The sequence below is a fragment of the Nocardia sp. NPDC020380 genome (assembly GCF_044386975.1).
Classification (GTDB): Bacteria; Actinomycetota; Actinomycetes; order Mycobacteriales; family Mycobacteriaceae; genus Nocardia.
This window is the reverse complement of sequence record NZ_JBIRVQ010000006.1, coordinates 472,462-492,675: the sequence shown is the minus strand read 5'-3', so window position 1 is coordinate 492,675 and position 20,214 is coordinate 472,462. Positions and strand designations below refer to the sequence as shown.

The 20,214-nt window shown below is 66.9% G+C and carries 21 protein-coding genes; 11 read left to right on the top strand and 10 right to left on the bottom strand.

All coding sequences use genetic code 11. From position 1 onward, the window contains the following. Window positions 1-45: 45 nt before the first annotated feature. From ACH438_RS18935 to ACH438_RS18920, 4 genes are all read right to left on the bottom strand, one after another. The gene (locus tag ACH438_RS18935; RefSeq protein WP_397006827.1) at window positions 46-1,137 is read right to left on the bottom strand and encodes an adenosine deaminase; all 1,092 of its coding nucleotides are present in this window, start codon (window positions 1,135-1,137) and stop codon (window positions 46-48) included. A gap of 210 nt (window positions 1,138-1,347) precedes the next feature. After that, window positions 1,348-1,704, bottom strand: a complete 357-nt coding sequence (locus ACH438_RS18930; RefSeq protein WP_397006825.1) for an excalibur calcium-binding domain-containing protein — start codon at window positions 1,702-1,704, stop codon at window positions 1,348-1,350. 116 nt (window positions 1,705-1,820) lie between these two features. Further along, window positions 1,821-3,113, bottom strand: a complete 1,293-nt coding sequence (locus ACH438_RS18925) for a thymidine phosphorylase (protein WP_397006824.1) — start codon at window positions 3,111-3,113, stop codon at window positions 1,821-1,823. Between the two features lie 61 nt (window positions 3,114-3,174). After that, window positions 3,175-3,576: a cytidine deaminase gene (locus ACH438_RS18920; RefSeq protein ID WP_397007137.1), complete on the bottom strand. Its 402-nt coding sequence runs from the start codon at window positions 3,574-3,576 to the stop codon at window positions 3,175-3,177. Between the two features lie 302 nt (window positions 3,577-3,878). Between ACH438_RS18920 and sdhC the strand changes: the two genes are divergently transcribed. From sdhC to ACH438_RS18900, 4 genes are all read left to right on the top strand, one after another. Next, on the top strand, window positions 3,879-4,271 hold the full coding sequence (sdhC, locus tag ACH438_RS18915; RefSeq protein WP_397006823.1) for a succinate dehydrogenase, cytochrome b556 subunit: 393 nt from the start codon (window positions 3,879-3,881) through the stop codon (window positions 4,269-4,271). An 88-nt stretch (window positions 4,272-4,359) separates the two neighbouring features. Next, the gene (locus ACH438_RS18910; protein WP_397006821.1) at window positions 4,360-4,791 is read left to right on the top strand and encodes a succinate dehydrogenase hydrophobic membrane anchor subunit; all 432 of its coding nucleotides are present in this window, start codon (window positions 4,360-4,362) and stop codon (window positions 4,789-4,791) included. 64 nt (window positions 4,792-4,855) lie between these two features. Further along, window positions 4,856-6,607, top strand: a complete 1,752-nt coding sequence (gene sdhA / locus ACH438_RS18905; RefSeq protein WP_397007135.1) for a succinate dehydrogenase flavoprotein subunit — start codon at window positions 4,856-4,858, stop codon at window positions 6,605-6,607. Next, window positions 6,607-7,374 carry a succinate dehydrogenase iron-sulfur subunit gene (locus ACH438_RS18900; RefSeq protein WP_397006819.1) on the top strand — a complete coding sequence of 256 codons (768 nt, stop codon included), beginning with the start codon at window positions 6,607-6,609 and terminating at the stop codon, window positions 7,372-7,374. Before sdhA ends, ACH438_RS18900 begins: the two co-directional genes overlap by 1 nt. Window positions 7,375-7,486: 112 nt before the next feature. Here ACH438_RS18900 and ACH438_RS18895 read toward each other — a convergent pair whose 3' ends face one another. Next, on the bottom strand, window positions 7,487-8,074 hold the full coding sequence (locus ACH438_RS18895) for a hypothetical protein (RefSeq protein ID WP_397006817.1): 588 nt from the start codon (window positions 8,072-8,074) through the stop codon (window positions 7,487-7,489). Between the two features lie 269 nt (window positions 8,075-8,343). On the opposite strand from ACH438_RS18895, the gene ACH438_RS18890 reads away from it, so the two are divergent. Next, window positions 8,344-8,838 (top strand): hypothetical protein, encoded by a 495-nt coding sequence (locus tag ACH438_RS18890; RefSeq protein ID WP_397006815.1) that lies wholly within the window; start codon window positions 8,344-8,346, stop codon window positions 8,836-8,838. Here ACH438_RS18890 and ACH438_RS18885 read toward each other — a convergent pair. Next, window positions 8,805-9,752: a LysR family transcriptional regulator gene (locus tag ACH438_RS18885; RefSeq protein ID WP_397006813.1), complete on the bottom strand. Its 948-nt coding sequence runs from the start codon at window positions 9,750-9,752 to the stop codon at window positions 8,805-8,807. The two genes, ACH438_RS18890 and ACH438_RS18885, sit on opposite strands and share 34 nt — an antisense overlap. Before the next feature lie 92 nt (window positions 9,753-9,844). On the opposite strand from ACH438_RS18885, the gene ACH438_RS18880 reads away from it, so the two are divergent. Then, window positions 9,845-11,041 carry an MFS transporter gene (locus tag ACH438_RS18880; RefSeq protein ID WP_397006811.1) on the top strand — a complete coding sequence of 399 codons (1,197 nt, stop codon included), beginning with the start codon at window positions 9,845-9,847 and terminating at the stop codon, window positions 11,039-11,041. 82 nt (window positions 11,042-11,123) lie between these two features. Next, window positions 11,124-12,623 carry an ATP-binding protein gene (locus ACH438_RS18875; protein ID WP_397006809.1) on the top strand — a complete coding sequence of 500 codons (1,500 nt, stop codon included), beginning with the start codon at window positions 11,124-11,126 and terminating at the stop codon, window positions 12,621-12,623. Here ACH438_RS18875 and ACH438_RS18870 read toward each other — a convergent pair. Then, on the bottom strand, window positions 12,620-13,243 hold the full coding sequence (locus tag ACH438_RS18870) for a PadR family transcriptional regulator (protein ID WP_397006807.1): 624 nt from the start codon (window positions 13,241-13,243) through the stop codon (window positions 12,620-12,622). The two genes, ACH438_RS18875 and ACH438_RS18870, sit on opposite strands and share 4 nt — an antisense overlap. Window positions 13,244-13,368: 125 nt before the next feature. On the opposite strand from ACH438_RS18870, the gene ACH438_RS18865 reads away from it, so the two are divergent. Further along, window positions 13,369-13,833, top strand: a complete 465-nt coding sequence (locus ACH438_RS18865) for a hypothetical protein (protein ID WP_397006805.1) — start codon at window positions 13,369-13,371, stop codon at window positions 13,831-13,833. Window positions 13,834-13,924: 91 nt separating this feature from the next. Next, the gene (locus ACH438_RS18860; protein WP_397006803.1) at window positions 13,925-14,815 is read left to right on the top strand and encodes a phenylalanine 4-monooxygenase; all 891 of its coding nucleotides are present in this window, start codon (window positions 13,925-13,927) and stop codon (window positions 14,813-14,815) included. Here the strand turns inward: ACH438_RS18860 and ACH438_RS18855 are convergent. Both ACH438_RS18855 and ACH438_RS18850 read right to left on the bottom strand, forming a co-directional pair. Then, the gene (locus ACH438_RS18855) at window positions 14,812-15,429 is read right to left on the bottom strand and encodes a TetR family transcriptional regulator (protein ID WP_397006801.1); all 618 of its coding nucleotides are present in this window, start codon (window positions 15,427-15,429) and stop codon (window positions 14,812-14,814) included. The two genes, ACH438_RS18860 and ACH438_RS18855, sit on opposite strands and share 4 nt — an antisense overlap. Continuing rightward, window positions 15,419-16,954: an MFS transporter gene (locus tag ACH438_RS18850; protein WP_397006799.1), complete on the bottom strand. Its 1,536-nt coding sequence runs from the start codon at window positions 16,952-16,954 to the stop codon at window positions 15,419-15,421. The genes ACH438_RS18855 and ACH438_RS18850 overlap by 11 nt, the downstream gene beginning before the upstream one ends. A 164-nt stretch (window positions 16,955-17,118) precedes the next feature. Between ACH438_RS18850 and ACH438_RS18845 the strand changes: the two genes are divergently transcribed. Continuing rightward, a complete protein-coding gene (locus ACH438_RS18845) occupies window positions 17,119-17,790 on the top strand; it encodes a SnoaL-like polyketide cyclase (protein ID WP_397006797.1) in 672 nt (223 codons plus the stop codon). A gap of 89 nt (window positions 17,791-17,879) precedes the next feature. Continuing rightward, window positions 17,880-19,181 carry a D-alanyl-D-alanine carboxypeptidase family protein gene (locus tag ACH438_RS18840; protein ID WP_397006795.1) on the top strand — a complete coding sequence of 434 codons (1,302 nt, stop codon included), beginning with the start codon at window positions 17,880-17,882 and terminating at the stop codon, window positions 19,179-19,181. A 4-nt stretch (window positions 19,182-19,185) separates the two neighbouring features. Here the strand turns inward: ACH438_RS18840 and yhjD are convergent, their stop codons facing one another. Continuing rightward, complete coding sequence (yhjD, locus tag ACH438_RS18835; protein ID WP_397006793.1) at window positions 19,186-20,214, bottom strand: inner membrane protein YhjD; 1,029 nt, start codon at window positions 20,212-20,214, stop codon at window positions 19,186-19,188.

Here is a 20,214-nt window from a genome sequence, read left to right as displayed (position 1 = left end):
GGTTTCAGGGGTTTCCACCCCTGAAACCCCGATCGGGTCTCCGCCTCAGCCGATCAGTACCGCATAGCCCGGCTTGATGACTTCGTCGATGAGCCGCAGGCGATCCGGGAACGGGATGAAGGCGGACTTCATCGCGTTGATGGTGAAGCGTTCGAGGTCGCTCCAGCCGTAGCCGAAGGTCTGCACCAGTTTGAACATTTCCTCGCTCATGCTGGTGTCGCTCATGAGGCGGTTGTCGGTGTTGACGGTGACGCGGAACCGCAGGCGCGCCAGCAGATCGAAGGGGTGCTTGTCGAGTGACGGCACCGCGCCGGTCTGCACATTGGAGCTCGGGCAGAGTTCCAGTGGAATGCGCTGGTCCCGAACGTAATTCGCGACCACGCCGAGTTGCGGCCCGGCGGCGGAGTCGGTGATGTCGTCGGTGATGCGCACGCCGTGCCCGAGCCGGTCGCAGCCGCAGAAGGCGAGCGCCTCGTGGATGGACGGCAGCCCGAAGGCCTCGCCCGCGTGAATCGTGAAGTGCGCGTGGTTCGCCCGCATGTATTCGAAGGCGTCCAGGTGGCGGGTGGGAGGGAAGCCGGCCTCCGCGCCGGCGATGTCGAAGCCGCCGACGCCGCGGTCGCGCCAGCGGACGGTCAGCTCGGCGATCTCGCGGGAGCGGGCGGCGTGCCGCATGGCGGTGAGCAGGCAGACGACCCGGATGGGGTTGCCCGCGGCGGCGGCGTGCTGTTCGCCTTCGCGGAAGCCGGCGAGGGTGTGTTCCACCACTTCGTCGAGGCTGAGCCCGGCTTCCAGGTGTTGTTCGGGCGCGAACCGTACTTCGGCGTAGACGACGCCGTCGGCGGCGAGGTCCTCGGCGCATTCGCGGGCCACCCGCCGCAGGCCTTCGGGCGTCTGCATGACGGCGACGGTGTGCGCGAAGGTTTCCAGATAGCGTTCGAGGGAGCCGCTGTCGGCCGCGTCACGGAACCAGTTGCCCAGGGATTCGGCGTCGCTTGCGGGTAGCTGGTCGTAGCCGGACGCGTGGGCGAGTTCTAGCACCGTCGCGGGTCGCAGGCCGCCGTCCAGGTGGTCGTGTAGCACCGCCTTGGGGGCCTGGCGGATCGAGGCGAGAGTGAGGGGCGTCGGTCCAGTCATGTAGCAACGTTAGCCGCATTCCCGTTCGGCGGCATGGCTGTTGACGTGTGTCTGCTCACTGTTGGGTGATTCGTTGCCCCCGCGTAGCTGGCCGGTATGCATCCGTCACCGACCGTCCACGGGCCTGCGGGCAGGGCGGGGTGCGGCGGCGCTCATGCGGGCAATCGCGGCCGCTCACGCAATACGGCGACCCGGTTCACCGCCGGTTGCCTATCCGCAGTCGACGCCGGTGTGGTTGGGGTCGAGCAGGGGGTTGTAGCCGGGCTGCCCGGCGTAGATCGGGCCCCCGCCCTGCGAGAGGATCTGGGTGCAGTTGGTGTAGTACGGCGGGGAGGTCTGGCTCGGGCCGTTGCCGCCGCCCGCCCAGCCCTCACCGGTGCCGGTCGTCGCGTTCCCGCCGTTGCCGCCCGCCCAGCCTTCGCCGTTGCCGCCGCTCGGCGCCGCCGCGGCGGTGCCCGGTGCGGACCAGACGCTCAGGGGCATGGCGATGCTGAGCGGTACGGCGACGAAGAGCGCTGCCGCGCCCAGTCCCGCTGCCCACGATCGAATGGTTGCTCGCTGTTTCACGGTTCCCAGGCTAGGCCGAATTGCCCGGTTCGGAGACACGCGCAGGTCAATCACACGTATCTCTCAGCAGTACGCGACGGAACCGGTAGCGGACCAGGCCCGGAGCGCGCGAGACGTCACGCCGTGATCCGGCCGAGGATCAGGGCTTCGGGCTCGAAATCCGTTGGGCTGCCGATCGTGTACGCGCCGGCGAGGGCTTCGAGGGCCGCCGGGAAGGCCTCCGGGGTGTCGGTGTGCAGGGTGAAAAGCGGTTGACCCGGCTTGACGGAATCGCCCGGCTTGGCATGCATTTCGAGACCCGCGCCCGCCTGCACCGGCGCCCCCTGCCGGGTGCGCCCGGCGCCGAGCCGCCAGGCCGCCAGTCCGGCGCCCATGGCGTCGAGGCGGGTGAGCGTGCCGGCGTCGGTGGCGCGCACGATCTCGGTGTGCCGCGCCTGCGGCAGCGGTGCGTCCGGATCACCGCCCTGGGCGCGGATCATGGTCCGCCAGTGATCCATGGCGCGCCCGTCGGCGAGGGCGTCGGCGGGATCGATATCCTGGATTCCGGCCTGTGTCAGCATTTCCCGCGCCAGCGCGAGGGTGAGGTCCACGACATCGGCGGGTCCGCCGCCGGCCAGCACGTCGAGGGATTCGCAGACTTCGAGGGCATTGCCGGCGGTGTGGCCGAGCGGGCTGTCCATGGCGGTGAGCAGCGCCACGGTGCGCACGCCGGAGTCGTTGCCGAGTTCGACCATGGCGGTGGCCAGTTCGCGGGCGTCCTCGAGTTTCTTCATGAAGGCGCCGGCGCCGACCTTCACGTCGAGGACGAGCGCGCCGGTGCCCTCGGCGATCTTCTTGCTCATGATGGAACTGGCGATCAGGGGGATGGATTCGACGGTTCCGGTCACGTCACGCAGGGCGTAGAGGCGTTTGTCGGCGGGTGCGAGGTCGGCGCCGGCGGCGCAGACGACGGCGCCGATGGCCGGGTCGGCGAGGATCTCCCGCATGCGGGCGGCCGGAATGTCGGCCTGCCAGCCGGGTATCGATTCGAGCTTGTCGAGTGTGCCTCCGGTGTGGCCCAATCCGCGTCCGGAGAGCTGGGGCACGGCGGCGCCGCAGGCGGCGACGAGGGGTGCGAGCGGCAGCGTGATCTTGTCGCCGACGCCGCCGGTGGAGTGTTTGTCGACGGTGGGGCGGGGCAGGCCGGTGAAGTCCATGCGCTTGCCGGATTCGATCATGGCGTGCGTCCAGCGGGTGGTCTCGCGCCGGGTCATGCCGCGCCACACGATGGCCATGGCCAGTGCGGACATCTGTTCGTCGGCGACTTCGCCGCGGGTGAACGCGTCCACCACCCAATCGATTTGAGCGTCGGTGAGCTCGCCGCCGTCGCGTTTGGCGGTGATCACGGATACCGCAGAATGGACCGTCACCCGTCCCACCCTGGCATGCCGGGGGCGGTCTCGTCACCCGGCACGTCGAGTTACCTGCTGGCTATTGTTGTCCCGCAACGAGATCGTCGGGCCCGAAGGCGTCGGGCAGCAGTTCGCCCAGGGGCGCAGGGCCCTTCGGGTGATCGATCAGCAAGGTCGCGCCGCCGTGTTCGTAGAGCACCTGCCGGCAGCGTCCGCAGGGCATGAGGGTGACGCCGCGCGAATCGCAGCAGGAGAGGGCGATGAGGCGCCCGCCGCCGCTCGCGATCAAGTTACCGACGAGTACGCACTCGGCACAGAGGCCCAAACCGTATGAGATATTTTCCACATTGCAGCCGCTCACAATTCGCCCGTCGGCGGTGAGAGCGGCGGCCCCGACGGGGAATCGGGAGTACGGCGCATAGGCATTCCGCATGATTTCGATTGCCTTGCCGCGCAAGACATTCCATTCAATTTCCGGCATATCGGACCATCCTCCTATGGACGTGACGGTACCCGTGTGATAGCCGTTCGGCACGGCCCCGAAAATCAGGAAAGGCAAACCTAACTCACAACAATTCGGACCAACGAGCGGCACGCCGAATTAGTTCCCCCAACACCCGGGGATTAGAGTTCCCCTCAGATCGGTTCAGGTTCCCCAAAGCGGGCCTGCAGCACTGCCACGGATACGTCGATTACGCGCGTGAGCAGGTGTTATCGACAGTCCAATGGCTCCGCGGCCGGATCTGACCGGGTCCATCAACGACGTTGGAGGCACCGCACTCTATGACCACGCTAGAAGCTCCGGCCAAGCCGAAGCGGACCCTGTACCGAGGCGACCCCGGCATGTGGTCCTGGGCTCTGCACCGAATCACCGGCGTGACGATCTTCTTCTTCCTGTTCGTCCACGTCCTCGATACCGCGCTGGTGCGGGTCAGCCCCGACACCTACGACCGGGCCATCGAGACCTACAAGAACCCGCTCGTCGCAATGATGGAGATGGGGCTCGTCGTCTGCGTGCTCTTCCACGCGTTCAACGGCATCCGCATCATCCTCGTCGACTTCTGGTCGAAGGGCCCGCGCTACCAGCGGCAGATGCTCTGGATCGTGCTCACGATCTGGATCCTCGTCGCGGGCGCCGGCGTCGGTCGCCAGTTCTTCTACCTGCTGACGAAGTGAGAGCCGACATGAGTGAGCGGAGCGAACGTCCAATGAACACAGCCGCAATTGCGGGCATGCCGGAGGCGAGCGCCAGCGAGGTGGAGGCATGACCGCACCCGTTCTCGGCAAGTCCTACGACCGCCCCGCCTCCCTCGACGCCCCGCGCGCACCGCGCCGGCTCGGCGGCAACAACTTCGAGAAGTACGCGTGGCTGTTCATGCGCTTCTCCGGCCTGCTGCTGGTCGTCCTGGTCATCGGCCATATGACGATCATGCTGATGATCGACGGCGGTGTGCACCGCCTCAACTTCGCCTTCGTCGCGGGCCGCTGGGCCTCCCCGTTCTGGCAGATCTGGGACCTGAGCATGCTGTGGCTGGCCCAGCTGCACGGCGGCAACGGCCTGCGGACCGTCATCGACGACTACGCGCGCAAGGACCAGACCCGCTTCTGGCTGAAGACGCTGCTGGTCGTCTCGATGATTCTGATCATGGTGACCGGCACGTACGTCATCTTCACCTTCGACCCCAACATCAGTTAGGAACAGGCCACCTCGCATGAGTGAGCGCAGCGAACGAATCTCTGGCATGGGTGAATCTCGTCCTATCCAGGAGCACCGCTACGACGTCGTCATCGTCGGCGCCGGTGGCGCGGGCATGCGCGCGGCGATCGAGGCCGGTCCCCGGGTCCGCACCGCGGTGCTGACCAAGCTCTACCCGACCCGCTCCCACACGGGTGCGGCGCAGGGCGGCATGTGCGCCGCCCTCGCGAACGTGGAAGAGGACAACTGGGAGTGGCACACCTTCGACACCGTCAAGGGTGGTGACTACCTGGTCGACCAGGACGCCGCGGAGATCATGGCCAAGGAGGCCATCGACGCCGTGCTCGACCTGGAGAAGATGGGCCTGCCGTTCAACCGCACGCCGGAAGGCAAGATCGACCAGCGGCGCTTCGGCGGTCACACCCGTGACCACGGCAAGGCGCCCGTGCGCCGCGCCTGCTACGCCGCCGACCGCACCGGTCACATGATCCTGCAGACGCTGTACCAGAACTGCGTCAAGCACGACGTGGAGTTCTACAACGAGTTCTACGTGCTGGACCTGATTCTCACCGATACCGAGCGCGGACCCGTCGCCACCGGCGTCGTCGCGTACGAGCTCGCCACCGGTGAACTGCACGTGTTCCACGGCAAGGCGATCATCTTCGCCACCGGCGGTTCGGGCCGCATGTACAAGACCACCTCCAATGCCCACACCCTCACCGGTGACGGCATGGCGATCGTGTTCCGCAAGGGACTTCCGCTGGAGGACATGGAGTTCCACCAGTTCCACCCGACAGGCCTTGCGGGCCTGGGCATTCTGATCTCGGAAGCCGTGCGTGGCGAGGGTGGCATCCTGCGTAATGCCTCGGGTGAGCGCTTCATGGAGCGTTACGCCCCCACCATCAAGGACCTGGCGCCGCGTGACATCGTCGCGCGTTCCATGGTGCTCGAGGTGCGTGAGGGCCGCGGCGCCGGCCCGAACAAGGACTACGTGCTCATCGACGTGACCCACCTCGGTGCGGACGTGCTCGAGGAGAAGCTGCCCGACATCACCGAGTTCTCCCGCACCTACCTGGGCGTCGACCCGGTGGTGGAGCCGGTGCCGGTCATGCCGACCTGTCACTACGTCATGGGCGGCATCCCGACCCGCATCCGCGGCGAGGTGCTGCGCAACAACACCGAGATCGTCCCGGGCCTGTACGCCGCCGGTGAGTGCGCCTGTGTCTCCGTGCACGGCGCCAACCGTCTGGGCACCAACTCGCTGCTGGACATCAACGTGTTCGGCCGGCGCGCGGGCATCGCGGCCGCCGAGTACGCGGCCCGCGCCGAGTTCGTGGAGCTGCCGGAGAACCCGACGCAGATGGTGCAGGACTGGCTGACGCTGATCCTGTCCGAGCACGGCAACGAGCGCGTCGCGGACATCCGCGCCGAGCTGCAGGCGAACATGGACGACAAGGCCGGTGTGTATCGCACCGAGGAGTCGCTGAAGTCCATGCTCGAAGAGGTGCAGCTGCTCAAGGAGCGCTACTCGCGGATCACCGTGCACGACAAGGGCAAGCGCTACAACAGCGACCTGCTGGAGGCCATCGAACTGGGCTTCCTGCTGGAGCTGGCCGAGGTCACGGTCGCGGGTGCGTTGAACCGCAAGGAATCTCGCGGCGGTCACGCGCGCGAGGACTACCCGGACCGCGACGACATCAACTTCATGCGCCACACCATGGCGTACAAGACGAGCCCGGAGCTGGTCTCCGATATCCGGCTCGACTACAAGCCGGTCGTGCAGACCCGTTACGAGCCGATGGAGCGTAAGTACTGATGACTGCCGTTGCAGAGACTCCGCAGAAGCCCGCGCCCGTTCCGGACGGCTCGACCATCATCACGGTCAAGATCGCCCGGTTCAATCCGGAGGACGGCCAGGGCCAGCACTGGGATTCGTTCAAGGTGCCGGTGCTGCCGACCGACCGGTTCCTGAACGTGCTGATCTACATCAAGTCCTACCTGGACGGCACGCTCACCTTCCGTCGTTCCTGCGCGCACGGCGTGTGTGGTTCGGATGCCATGCGCATCAACGGCGTGAACCGGCTGGCGTGCAAGATCCTCATGAAGGACATGCTGCCCAAGGGCGACAAGGAACTGACGGTCACCGTCGAGCCGATCCGCGGCCTGCCCGTGGAGAAGGATCTCGTGGTGAACATGGATCCGTTCTTCGAGGCGTTCAAGGCGGTCAAGCCGTACCTGATCACGCACGGCAACGAGCCGACCCGCGAGCGCATCCAGTCGCAGCACGACCGGGCCCGCTTCGATGACACCACCAAGTGCATCCTGTGCGCCTGCTGCACCACCTCCTGCCCCGTGTACTGGAGTGACGGCAGCTACTTCGGGCCGGCCGCGATCGTGAACGCGCACCGCTTCATCTTCGACAGCCGGGACGAAGCGGCGCGTGAGCGTCTGGACATCCTGAACGATGTCGAGGGTGTGTGGCGCTGCCGCACCACCTTCAACTGCACCGATGCCTGCCCGCGTGGCATCGAGGTCACGAAGGCGATCCAGGAAGTCAAGCGCGCCCTGCTCTTCGCGCGTTGACCCGGCTCGCCGGGGCCGCTCCGGGGTGAATCCCCGCACCCCCGCCGAATGCGAACGCCGCCCGCATCTTTCGATGCGGGCGGCGTTTTTCGTACTGATCGAGGATCGGTCGTCAGATGACGATGAAGCCCACGACGCAACCGATGACGGCGCCCGCGACCAGACCGATGAACAGGCCGGGGATCGCGCCGACGATCAGCGCGATGAGGCCGATCACGGTGCCGATGACACCGAAGAGACCCGCGCCGACCGCACCACCGGCGATGCAGCCGATCACGCCGATGTCCTGGGGCTGCGACTGGAACGCGTCATGGACGCCCTGGTTGTAGGTGCTCGCGCTGACCGGGCCCCGGCTCTCGGTCGGCCACACCGTGAGGCTGGTGCCGTCGTCGGCGACCTCCGCGCGCAGCCGGACCGGGTAGCCGCCGAGCTCGTAGTCGGTGGGGATCTGCTCCACCACCGTGCCGTCGGCGGCCTTGACGGTGACCATGGACTCGTCGGCGGCGAGTTCGAATGTGCCTGCGCTCAGGTGGGTGGTCACGCCCTGGTGGTCCTCGGACAGGGTCGAGGTGTACGCGAGCCCGTGGTCCTGACCGCCCACCATCAGCGGCCTTTCCGCTTCGCCGTGGGCGGTGGCTGCCGCGGTGACCGTGGCGGCGATGGTCAGCAACGCTGTCACGGCCATTTTCCTGAACTGCATGCGTTCGCCTCTCGTTCGAGGTGGAGTGACGGTGCTTCGAGCGCCGTCGCTGCCATGAATTGGGGACACACACTCTGATCGATCGCAGATCGATCGCAGATCGGTTGCGGATACATTGCTAACACAAAACGGACCAATCCGTCTCGAACCTCGCCACGACATCCCGGCGGCGCCGACGGGAACCGGGGGACACCGCCCCGGCGTTCCCTACTCGGAAGGCTCCACAGCCCGGGCTGCAAGGTTCCGGGCGGCGTAGAAGGATAAGTCCGGTGATCTGTTTCTTCGATCCCTCTCACGGCCAGGCCACGGTCAATGCGATGTGGCAGCCGCAGTGGGGAGTACCTCGCGCGGTCGAGGTGTGCCAGTTCTGTGCGCAGCGCATCCAGACGACGCAGCCGCCCTTCTATCAGCCGATGCAGCAGGGGTATCCGCAGCCCGGTTACGCCCCGCAGCCGGGCTACCCGGCCCCGGGTTACCCGCCGCAGCCCGGGTACCCGCCCCAGCCCGGCTACGCTCCGCAACCGGGTTACGCGCCCCCGCCGCCGCGGCAGGGCCACAGCACCGGTGCGGTGGTCGGTGCGGGCGCGGCCGGTCTGGTGGGCGGCATGCTGATCGGTGACATGCTCGCCGACGACGACAATCGCGATGAGGAGCGCGCCTACGAACGCGGTTACGAGAACGCCGAATACCGCGACGAGCAGAACTTCGACGGCGGCTACAACGACGGCGGCTACGACAACAACAACGACGACGGGTTCTTCTGACCCGGACTCGTTCCCTCCGCGACGGATTCCGTTGCAAGGGTGAGGGATTCGGCGAAGGCCCGGATGCGCGCGGTGGTCCGGTCACGGTGCCATACCAGGGCCAGCGCCGAATCCCGCAGGCCGGTCACGGGGATGTAGGTGACGGCCGGGTGCTGGTGGTAGGTACCGGTCGGGCGGCACAGCAGCATGGTGCCGCGGTCGGCGGCCACCAGCGCCAGACCCTCCGCGAGGGTGCCCACGGTCGGGGGCCGCGGAGTGTCGGGATCGGCCGGGAGGCCGGCGCGGGATTGGGCCCGGGTCCAGTAATCCGGTGCGGGACCGCCCACTTCGATCAGGGGGCAGTCGGTGAGATCCTCGGCGGTGAGGGATTCGCGGCGGGCGAGCGGATGTTTGCCGGAGACCGCCAGCATGGGCGGTTGCCGCGAGAACACCGGGCCGACAATCAGATCCGGCTCGTGCACCGGTAACAGGACCACCGCGGCATCGACCTCGCGGCGATACAGCGCGCCGAAAGGATCGGACAGCGGCACTTCCACCAGGTCCGTGACGCAGTCCGGAAAGCGGCGCTGGAATGTATCCAGGGCCGTCAGCAGATAGTCATTGGTGACGCCCTGAAAGCCCAGGCGCAGTCCGCCTTTCAGTTCTCGCGCGGACTCGCGCGCTTCATCGAGGACGGTATGCAGTGCCGTGTAGGCCGGCCGCAGGCCAGTGAGGAATTGTTCGCCCAGCGGAGTGAGGCGGACGCTGCGACTGGTGCGTTCCACCAGGCGGGCGCCGATCCGTTGTTCCAGCGCTCGCAACAGCTGGCTGATCCGGCTCTGGGTGAGGTAGAGCCGTTCGGCGGCGCGCCCGAAGTGCAGTTCCTCGGCGAGTGCCAGAAAGGCTTCCAGCTCCCGTATCTCGACTCCGGTCATTGCCGCTCCCTACCCCGATCCATGAGCACAGCTAATCGAACGATGAGGGTTCGATCGTTGTTCCCGCAGGTCGCGCCCGGTTTGCTGAATTCATGACAATGACCGATGACCTCGGCAGTTCCATTGCCCCGCAGCCGCATTCGCTCCTGCGCGGCTGGCTGGGCGTGGCCGCCGCGACCGGCGGCACCTTCGTGGTGGTGACCGCCGAGATGCTGCCGGTAGGTCTGCTCACCCCGATGAGCCGCGCCCTGCACGTCTCCGAGGGCGCGATCGGCCTGTCGCTCACCGTGACCGGCCTGATGGCCGCGATATCCGCCCCCTTGCTGACGGCCTGGCTGGCCCGCTTCGACCGCCGCTGGATCCTGACCACCCTCATGGCCCTGCTCTCCGCCGCGAATCTGCTTGCCGCCCTGACACCTTCCTTCGCCGGCCTCCTCGCCGCCCGCGTCCTGATCGGCCTGACCATGGGCGGCGTCTGGTCCCTGGCCCCCGGCGTAGCCATGCGCGTGGCCCCACCGGCCCGGACCGCCACCGCAATGTCCCTGGTGTTCAGCGGCGTAGCCGTGGCCTCCGTCCTGGGTGTCCCGGCCGGCACCTACCTCGCCGTGGCCTTCGGCTGGCGCGCAGCCTTCACCGCCACCGCGGCCTGCGCCCTCCTGATCACCTTCGCCTTCGCCACTTTCCTCCCCCGCCTCCCCGCCGAACGGGCAACTCCCCTGCGCGGCATCCTCACCCTGGCCACCGCCCCCGCCGTCCGCACTCCCCTGCTGATAATCGCTTTCCTGGTAACGGCCCATTTCGCCGCCTACACCTACATCCGCCCCGTCCTGGAATCCACCTCCCACGCCACCCCCACCACCATCGGCACCCTCCTCCTCATCTACGGAATCGCCGGCATAACAGGCAATTTCCTCTCCGGCGCCACCTCCACCCACTCCCCCCGCCACACCCTGACAGTCATCACCACAGTCCTGGCCGTCACCGTCCTCGCCATCCCCACCCTCGCCACCACCCCCCTCTCCGCAGCCTTCCTCCTGACCCTCTGGGGCCTCGCCTACGGCGGCGTCTCGGTAGCCACCCAAACCTGGCTCTTCAACGCCGCCCCCACCCACCGAGAATCCGTAGCCTCCCTCTTCACCGCAGTCTTCAACGCCGCCATAGCCTCCGGCGCCCTCCTCGGCGGCCTGGTCACCGACCACTTGACCGTCACCGCCCCCATGTGGCTGGCCCCCATCCTCACCACCACAGCCCTCCTCATCGCAGCCCTGACCCGCCCGGCCGCCCGGTGATGCGGGGCGGCGGTCGAAATGCCACCAAACGCCGAGGACATTTCAGTCCCATTAACGGTGTCATTTCAGTAGCATTTGCGAAATGGCCCCAGACCTGCGTGACCTCGTCGAGAAACTGCGATCGTCCGGTGGCGATTACACGAATGTTGAAGTGAAGTCCGCCGCCGGAGGGCTACCCAGCTCATTGACGAGCACGCTCTCCGCTTTGGCGAACCACCCTGGCGGCGGCATCATCATCTTGGGGCTCGACGAACGGAACGACTTCCGTCCGGTTGCTTTGACCGATCCACAGATCCTGAAGCAGAGCCTGGCAAAGAAGGCGCGAACATTCAAGCCACCCGTACAACTCGCCATCGAAGACACCATGGTCGATGGCGAGCCCGTGGTGGTCGCCATCGTTCACGAGTGTGCACCATCGGCCAAACCGTGTCGCGTAAATGCCACGGGCGCAGCCTATCTGCGCGGATACGACGGCGACTTCCAGATGTCGGCGCTCGAGGAGCAGGCTTTTCTCGCATCACGTCAACCGCCACACTTCGACCGCCTACCGGTCGCGGGAGCGACGAGGGACGACCTGGACAATGACCTGGTCGACGACTTCGCCCGCACCGTACGACTGCGAGACCGGCGGGGGCTCGGCCGATTCGACGGTGACGAGTTGCTGCGTCGCGCGGGAGTGATCACTCCAGAGGGTATTCCTACGGTTGCCGGGTTGCTCACGCTCGGCACGTACCCACAGCAGTGGTTCCCGCGCTTGGTCATTCAAGCCGCCGCCGAGCCGAACCCAGCCGACACAACGGGCACTCGCGCCCGCAACCAAGTAACCATCACAGGTCCGATCCCTCGCATGCTCGATGCGGCATTGGAATGGGCCGAGCAGACATTCGACACCGCCATCGTGACCCGACCGGACGGCACCGTGGTGGACATGCCGTCGTATCCGCTGGTCGCGTTCCGGGAGCTGATCGCCAATGCTCTGCTGCACCGGGACCTGGACTGCTGGTCGCGGGGTATGGCCGTCGAAGTGCGGCTCCGCAAGGATCGGCTGGTCGTCACGAATCCCGGTGGGCTGTACGGCATCACGGTCGATCGCCTGGGCCGGGAAGCGGTGACATCGGCGCGGAATATGTGGCTGGTCACCATATCCCAGTACCTTCGTTCACCGGAGTCCGGTGGCCGAGTGATCGAAGCTCTCGCCACCGGAATCCCCACGATCACACAGGCGTTGATCGATTCCGGGTTGCCACCTGCCCAATACGCAGACGCAGGCATCCGATTCACAGCCGTCCTGAAGTCGGGCTCGCCTTCTCTTCGCAGTGGCGTTCGCCGCGGTACCGAGCAACAGACGCGGTCGACACCATCCGAGTTGTCACGGCCCACAGACCAGTGGCGGCCGACAGCCACCCAGGAAAAGATCCTCCATATCCTGAGCGCCGGACCACATGGCGTTCTGGATCTCCAGCCGCTTCTCGCATTGTCCGCGTCCGGGATTCGCAAGGCGCTCGCCGAACTGCGGGATGCGGGGATGGTCGAGCAGATCGGTGGGCGTGGTCAGCGGACGGTTTATCGGCTGGCCGGTTAGGCGGTGGTCTGGTTCTGGAATTGGGCGAGGGATTCCCAGGACCAGGTGAGGGTGTCGGCGGCGAGGTCGGCGAGAACTGTTTCGAGCCAGTGTAATTCGGCTGTCGTGACGGCCAGCTGGTATTCGTCCTCGAGCATGGTGACTCGCGGCAGGTTGATCTGCTGTGCGCCGGCCAGGCCTTCTTCGAGTTCGGTCCGGTTGGCGCGCAGGGCGATCGCGCGGCGTTCGAGTTCGACGCGGGCGGCGGCCGGGCCGAGGAGCATGAGGAACGAGAGGGCCGCGGGGAATTCGGGGAATTCGTTGCGTGGGGTGCTGATCATCTCGTTGATCCAGGTGATGCAGGCGGCGCGGCCGGCGTCGGTGATCTCGTAGACGGTGCGTTCGGGGTATTGCTGGTCGCGGCCGGTTTCGCGGACGGTGACGAGGCCGGCTTCCTGGAGGCGGGTGATCGTCTTGTAGAGCTGGGCGCGCTGGCCGACATTGACGACCTTGTCCTTGCCCCATTCCTTGATGCGGCGCTGGATGGCGTAGGGGTGCATCGGTTCCAGGTGCAGGATGCCGAGCACCGCCATGGCGAGCGGTGAGCGTTTGAAGGCGGTGGCCTGCGTCGATGCTGTCATGTCCCCAATCCTACTAGGCGTCCTGAAACTAGTTACACAGAACTAGTTGTGTGGAAACTAGTTCGTGTGCCACTATTGAGGAGCAGGCGAACTCGACCACACCACCCCCCGAAGGGACCGGAACAATGACCACCACCACCGACACCGTTCGCATCCACGCCGACCACGGCACCACCAAGCGCCTCGGCGACTGGACCCACGAGAAGAACTTCGACGTCAAGGCCCGCTACAGCTCCGTCGTCATCGACCTGCGTTCGCCGTGGATCGAGGGTCGGGACGAGATCGTGGTGCACGCCGATCTCGACCACGCCATGGTCAAGCTGCTGGTCCCCGAGGACGCGGTCATCGACCAGACCGGGCTGCGGTGGACCGGCCGCGGCAAGGTCAAGGACATGTCCCGCCCGCAGGACGCCGCCGGCCGGGTCATCCGGCTCACGGGCGCCAGCACCAAGAGCGAATTCCGCATCCACCGTGGCGGTATCGCCATCCTGTCGGCGCTGTTCTCCCGCGAATTCCTGGACGACGCCCGGGCCGCGCACCAAGCGGGCCGTACCCCGACGCTGCTGGATCCGGAGAACGCTCCGCGTTGAATCAAGGTCGAAAAGCCCGCCCAACTGGTCAATCTGATCAGCTGGACGGGCTTTTGTTGTCCAATTGTCCGTCTGGTGATTGCATCGAGGTATGTTCACCGAGGCTCAGTTGTATTCACCAGTAACCAAGGGCGCCGACGGTGATGTGACCGTGCACCTGAGTGACGAGCACCCCGGGGTGCACGATCCGGAATACCGGACGCGCCGCAACGCAATCGCCGCTCTCGCCTTGGATTTCCGTCCGAGCGGGCCCGTTCCGCAGATCGCCTATACCGCCGAGGAACAAGAGGTATGGCGGATCGTCTCGGTGGAACTGGCGCGCAAACGCGACAAGTACGCCTCCCGGGAGGTGATCGACGCGGCCGGCAGACTGGACCTGCCGTCCGATCACATTCCGCAATTGGACGAGGTCACCTCGAAGCTGGTGCCGCTCACCGGATTCCAGTACGTCCCCGCCGCCGGCCTGGTGCCGCTCCGCCAATTCTTCGGCTCGTTCAAGGAACGAACCTTCCACTCCACCCAGTACATTCGCCATCATTCCGCGCCGCTGTACACGCCGGAACCGGATGCCGTGCACGAAATCCTCGGGCACGCCAATCAATTGGCGAGTCCGCGTTTCGCCGCCGTCTACGAGACGGTGGGTGCGGCGGTGGCCCGGATCGAGACCGAGCGGGCGCTGAAATTCCTGGCCGACGTCTTCTGGTTCTCGATGGAATTCGGCGTGCTGCGCGAGGCGGGCGAAGTGCGTTGTTACGGTGCGGGATTACTGTCCTCGTTCGGTGAGATCGAGGAGTTCCGGCAGGCCGAACTGCGCCCGCTCGACATTCACGATATGGGCACCATCGCCTACGACATCACGCATTACCAGCCGATCCTCTACTGCGCCGATTCGGTCGGGCAGATCGAGGATGTGGTGGGCGGTTTCTTCGACACCATGACCGACGATACGGTCGCGAGCCTGCTTGCCGCGCAACACGCTTAGAGCTGCATGCCGCCCTCGAGGAATTCGACCACCCGCAGAATATGCTCCGGGGAGAACGGGTAGCTGTGGATGAACGCGGTCATCGCCCCGGTGAGCGCGCCGGCGAAGCACCGCACCTCGAATTCGTCGGGTGACCGCCCGGTGCGCTGCGCGGCGAGCTGAGCGATCAGGTCGATGCCGCGTTCCATCTCCCGGGCCATCGCACCGCGTAGTTCCGGAACCGAGTAGATCAGTTCCACGCGCTGCTTCTCGAACGCCATTTCCGCGGGCGGGAGGGCGTCGAAGGCTTCGAAGGTGGCCTGCCGGAAGGCCGCCAGCACGGACAGTTCCGGTGGCTGCCGTTCGATGGCGGCGATCATCAGCGGGTCCAGGTCGTCGGCGAGCGCGACCTCTTCTTTGGAGGGGAAGTAGCGGAAGAAGGTACTGGGCGAGACGTCGGCCGCCGCCGCGATCTGTTCCACCGTGGTCTCGCTGTACCCCTGTTCCCGGAACAGGCGGAACGCTTCGGTGCGGATCGTCTTGCGGGTGCGTTCCTTCTTGCGTTCACGCAGGCTCCCGGCCGGGGTGGGTTTCACCCCGGCCGGGAGCGTGGCGGACTCTGCTTCAGCCGACATGGACCGATTGTCCCGCATCGGGCACCGGCGTATCCGCGGGACGGGCCGGGGCGTCACTGGTGTGGCCGCCGCGGGTCATGGTCGCGGCCAGCACGGCCGCGGCGGCGGCGATGGCGGCGCACACCCACAGCATGAGGCTCATGCCGTCGGTGAAGGCGGACTGCACGTGGCCGAGCAGTGCCGGATCGCCGAGCTTGCGGGCCACGGCGACACCGGCGTTGACGCCGTCGGAGAGCGGCTCGTGATTCGCCGTGCCGAGGCTGGACCGGTACTGGGTGGCGAGCACGGTGCCGAGGATGGCGACGCCGATGGTGCCGGAGGCCTGCCGGAGTGCTTGCAGCAGCGCCGATCCCGAGCCGGCGCGTTCGGCGGCGAGGTCGCCCATGGCCAGTCCCATGGCGGAGGGCATGACGAATCCCATGCCGAAGCCGAGCAGCACCAGGGCGGCGGCGGCCAGGCCGTAGGAGGTGTGGGCGCCGATCAGCGCGCCCAGCACGAGTCCGGCTGCGAGCAGGGCGAATCCGGTGGTCAGCACGGTCCGGATGCCGGCTTTCGCCAGCAGTTTGTCGACCAGGCGAGTGCCGACGGCGAGCCCGCCGATCATCGGGAGCAGGCGTAGCCCGCTGCCCAGCGCGTCGGTGCCGAGCACCGCCTGGAAGTACTGCGGCATGGTGAAGAGCAGCCCGAACATCGCGAAGTTGACGATGATGGAATAGATGGTGCCCCAGCGGAATCCGGACGAGGCGAAGAGTTTCAGGTCCACCAGCGGCTGGGTGGTGCGGCGCTGCCAGAGCACGAAGACCACGGCGGCGACGAGGCCGATCGCGATGGTCACCCACGCGGTGACGTCGCCCCAGTTCTTCTGACCGATGCGGATGAAACCGTAAGTGATGCCGAGCATTCCGAGAATGGACAGGGCCACGCCGGGCAGGTCGATGCGGAAGGCGTGCTCGCTGCGGGATTCCGGTACCAGCGTGGCGACGGCGAAGGCGCCGACGATGACCAGTGGCACGTTGATCAGGAACACCGAGCCCCACCAGTAGTGCTGCAGCAGCCAGCCGCCCAGGATCGGGCCGAGGGGCATGCCGATGGCGGTGGAGGTGATCCAGATGGTGATGGCACGTTGCCGGTCGGCGGCGTCGGGGAAGAGTGCGGGCAGCACCGCCATGGACAGCGGGATCATGACCGCGGCCGCGATGCCGAGCACCACGCGGGCGGCGATGAGTTCGCCGGAGGACCCGGCGAAGGCGCAGATCGCGGAGGCGATGCCGAACAGCAGCAGTGCGCCGAGCAGGAACTTCTTGCGTCCGTAGCGGTCGCCGAGGGCGCCCGCGGGCAGCATGACGGCGGCCAGCGCGAGGGTGTAGGCGCTGCTGAACCACTGCAGGTCGGCGGTGCCGGCGTGCAGGTCGACGGCGAGGGTGGGCAGGGCCACGGTGAGCACGGTGACGTCGAGGCCGATGGTGAGCATCGCCACCGCCAGGGCGCCGAGCGCCAGCCAGCGGCGCACTCCTGGAGCTTGCATGACAGATCCAATCATTTGGGATTGACTCGATAATGAGAGAGTCTCTCATTTAAGAGAGTCTGTCAACACTTGATGCGGCATGGGTAACCAATCGCTGCTACCGTCGTGCGGTCCGTTTTCGAGATACAGGCCCCCACAACGGGTCTGGACGCATGAGGCATGAAATGACTACTGAAGCAGCAGAATCCGTCGAAACTCCGCTGCACCTGCAGGGCCGGGACGCCGTCATCGCGGCCGCCGCGGCCGAGGACTGGCGCGAGAGCGCCCCGGACTACCACCTCTCCAAAGAGGTGATGCCGGTGGAGCGCACCACGAATCACGCACCGGACTCGCTGGAGTTCATCGTCGAAGAGCTCGTGAAGGTCTTCGAGATGGAGGTGTCGCACAAGAAGGATCCCGCCAAGTGGGTGTCCCTCGTGGCCGAGCACTACCGCGGCCGGGTGAACGGCGGCCAGTGGCAGGACGCCGAGGAGTTCGCGCGCATCGGCTCTTACAACATCCTGATCGGTGAGAACCCGTTCTACGACGTGCAGGGCGAGACCTTCGAGTCCTCGCACAAGATCTTCCACACCGCGTTCCCGGGCGGCTTCTTCTGGGAGGTGCTCGAGGTGCTGTCCGGCCCGCCGACCGTCACCTTCAAGTGGCGGCACTGGGGTCGCTACACCGGCGAGTACAAGGGCCACCAGCCCACCGGCGAACTCATCGAGATGACCGGCATCACCATTGCCAAGGTCTCCGAGGACCTCCGCATCCTCGAGCTCGAGCACTTCTACGACAACAACAAGCTGCTCGGCCCGCTGGCGCACGGCTGCCCGGTGGCCCACACCGCGGAATAGCACCACCACCAGCCACTCTCGTGTTCCTCCCCCGGCCATTCAGCCCCCTTGCGGCCGGGGGATCCGGCACACCGATAGGGTGCAAATCGATGAGTATCCGCAGGTATTCGCACCGCGCAGGCCTTCTCGCCGCCACCGCAGTGGCGGCGGGGCTCACCGTGTGTGCCGGGACCGCGTTCGCGCCGCTCCCGGTGGCGACGGCGCAACCGTCCACCACGACAACGCCGTTCACCACCCCGGACACCGACAACTGCCCGGAGCGGGACAGTCCCCCGCCGCCCATCGACGCCTCCGAGGTGCCGACGCCCGGTGAGACCGCCCCGGCCGCGCTCCCGATTCCGGATCCGCCGATCGGCGGGAAGCAGCTGGGCGGGTGCGGCGTGGTGGTGCCGCAGGGCGCGCCGCCGCTGCCGGCGGAGATCTCGGCCACGGCCTGGCAGCTGACGGATCTGGATACCGGAAAGGTGCTGGCCGCCAAGGATCCGCACGGGCGCTACCGGCCGGCGTCCTGCATCAAGATCCTGCTGGCCGCCACCGCCCTGCCGCATCTGAACCTGGACACGGTGATCACCGGCACCCAGGACGACGCGAACGCGGACGGCACCCGGGTGGGTATCGGCCCGGGCGGGCGCTATTCGAACGATCAGCTGTTCCACGCGCTGCTCATGGCCTCGGGAAACGATGCGGCGCATGCCATCGCGGCGCAGCTGGGCGGTGACGAGGCCACCATCGGCAAGATGAACGAGCTGGCCAAGAGCCTGCAGGCCCTCGATACCCGGGCCGCCACGCCCTCCGGACTGGACGGGCCCGGCATGAGCACCTCGGCCTACGACCTGTCGGTGTTCTTCCACAAGGCGCTGGCCATCCCGGAATTCGCCAAGATCATCCACACCGAGCAGTTCGACTTCCCCGGCTACCCGGCGGACCCGAAGAACCCGGACGACAAGGATCACCCAGGCTTCGCGATCGCCAATGACAACCGCCTGCTCTACGACTACGACGGCGCCCTGGGCGGTAAGACCGGCTACACCGACGACGCCCGGCAGACCTTCGTGGCCGGCGCGGAACGCAATGGGCACCGGCTCTCGATCACGCTGCTGAAGGCCGATGTGCTGCCCATCCGCCCGCCGGAACAGGCGGCGCGCCTGCTGGATTGGGGTTTCGCACTGCCCGCCGGGGCGAGTGTCGGCGCCCTGCCGGATGCGGCGCCGTCCTCCGATTCCGCGGATTCGTCTGTGGCACTGGCGAGTCCGCCGGTCGCCGCCCCCGAGGGCGATTCCACGCACTCCGAGTCGAGTCACGAATCGCTGCGGCTCATCCTCATCGCCGGTGGCGTGATCCTGGTGCTGGTCCTGCTGCTGGGCGCGCGTCAGCTCAACCGCCGCCGCTGAGCGGTCAGGGGCGGCGGCGCAGCGAGTTCAACAGCGCGACCGTCGCCGCGCCCGCACCGAACAGGGCCATGCCCGCACCCGCGGTGAGTCCCGGGCCCTGCATCCGGGGCTCGATCACGGCCGGGGCGGGCGGCGGAATGTCCACGGGCACTTCGTTTTCCTTGGCGGTGGCCGCCCAAGCGGTCGAGAAGAGAATGATCCGCGCGGTGAAGTAGCTGAACACCATGAGGCCGAGAATGGGACCGAACACCACCCCGGCCGGGCCGTTGATCACCGATTTCAACAGCAGCGACGCGAGCTGCTTGAACAGTTCGAACACCACGGCCGCGATCAGCGCCGCGCGGGCCGCGCTGCGCAGCGTCACCGGATGCCGGGGCATGCGCGCGATAATGAAGACGAAGACCGCCCAGTTGGCGAGGATGGCCAGCAGCAGCGACGCGATCATGAGCAGCGGCTCCACCCACGAGGATTCGTGAATGTGCATGCGCTGCAACAGCGTGTTGATGATGCCGCTGGAGGCCAGCACCGACAGTCCGATGGAGATCAGGATGGCCAGGAACAGCCCGATCAGCGCCAGCAGGTCGGAGCCCTTGTTCAGGAACCAGTTCCGCGGTTTGGCCGGCTGATCCCACTGCTCGGTGAGCGCGGCGCGCAGGTTGGCGATCCAGCCCAGCCCGGCGTAGGCGCCGGTCACCAGGCCGATGCTGCCGACGCCGGCACGGGAATCCACGGCCTTGGCGATCAGGTCGTTGATGGATCCGCCGGCATCGCCCGGGATGTTCTTGACGATCTTGTCCTGAATCTCGGTGAGCAGGTGCGGGTTCCGCGACAGTACGAAACCCGCGACCGCGAAGCCCACCATCAGCAGCGGAAACAGTGACAGCACAGTGAAATACGTGATGCCCGCGGCGTAGTAGTCCCCGCGCTGCCGCTGATACCGGCCGCCCGCCCGGATCACATGGTCGAGCCAGGGCCGGCGCTGCACCTGCCGCTGCAACCATCCTTTGGCCCGGTCGATCGTGCTGCCGAACAC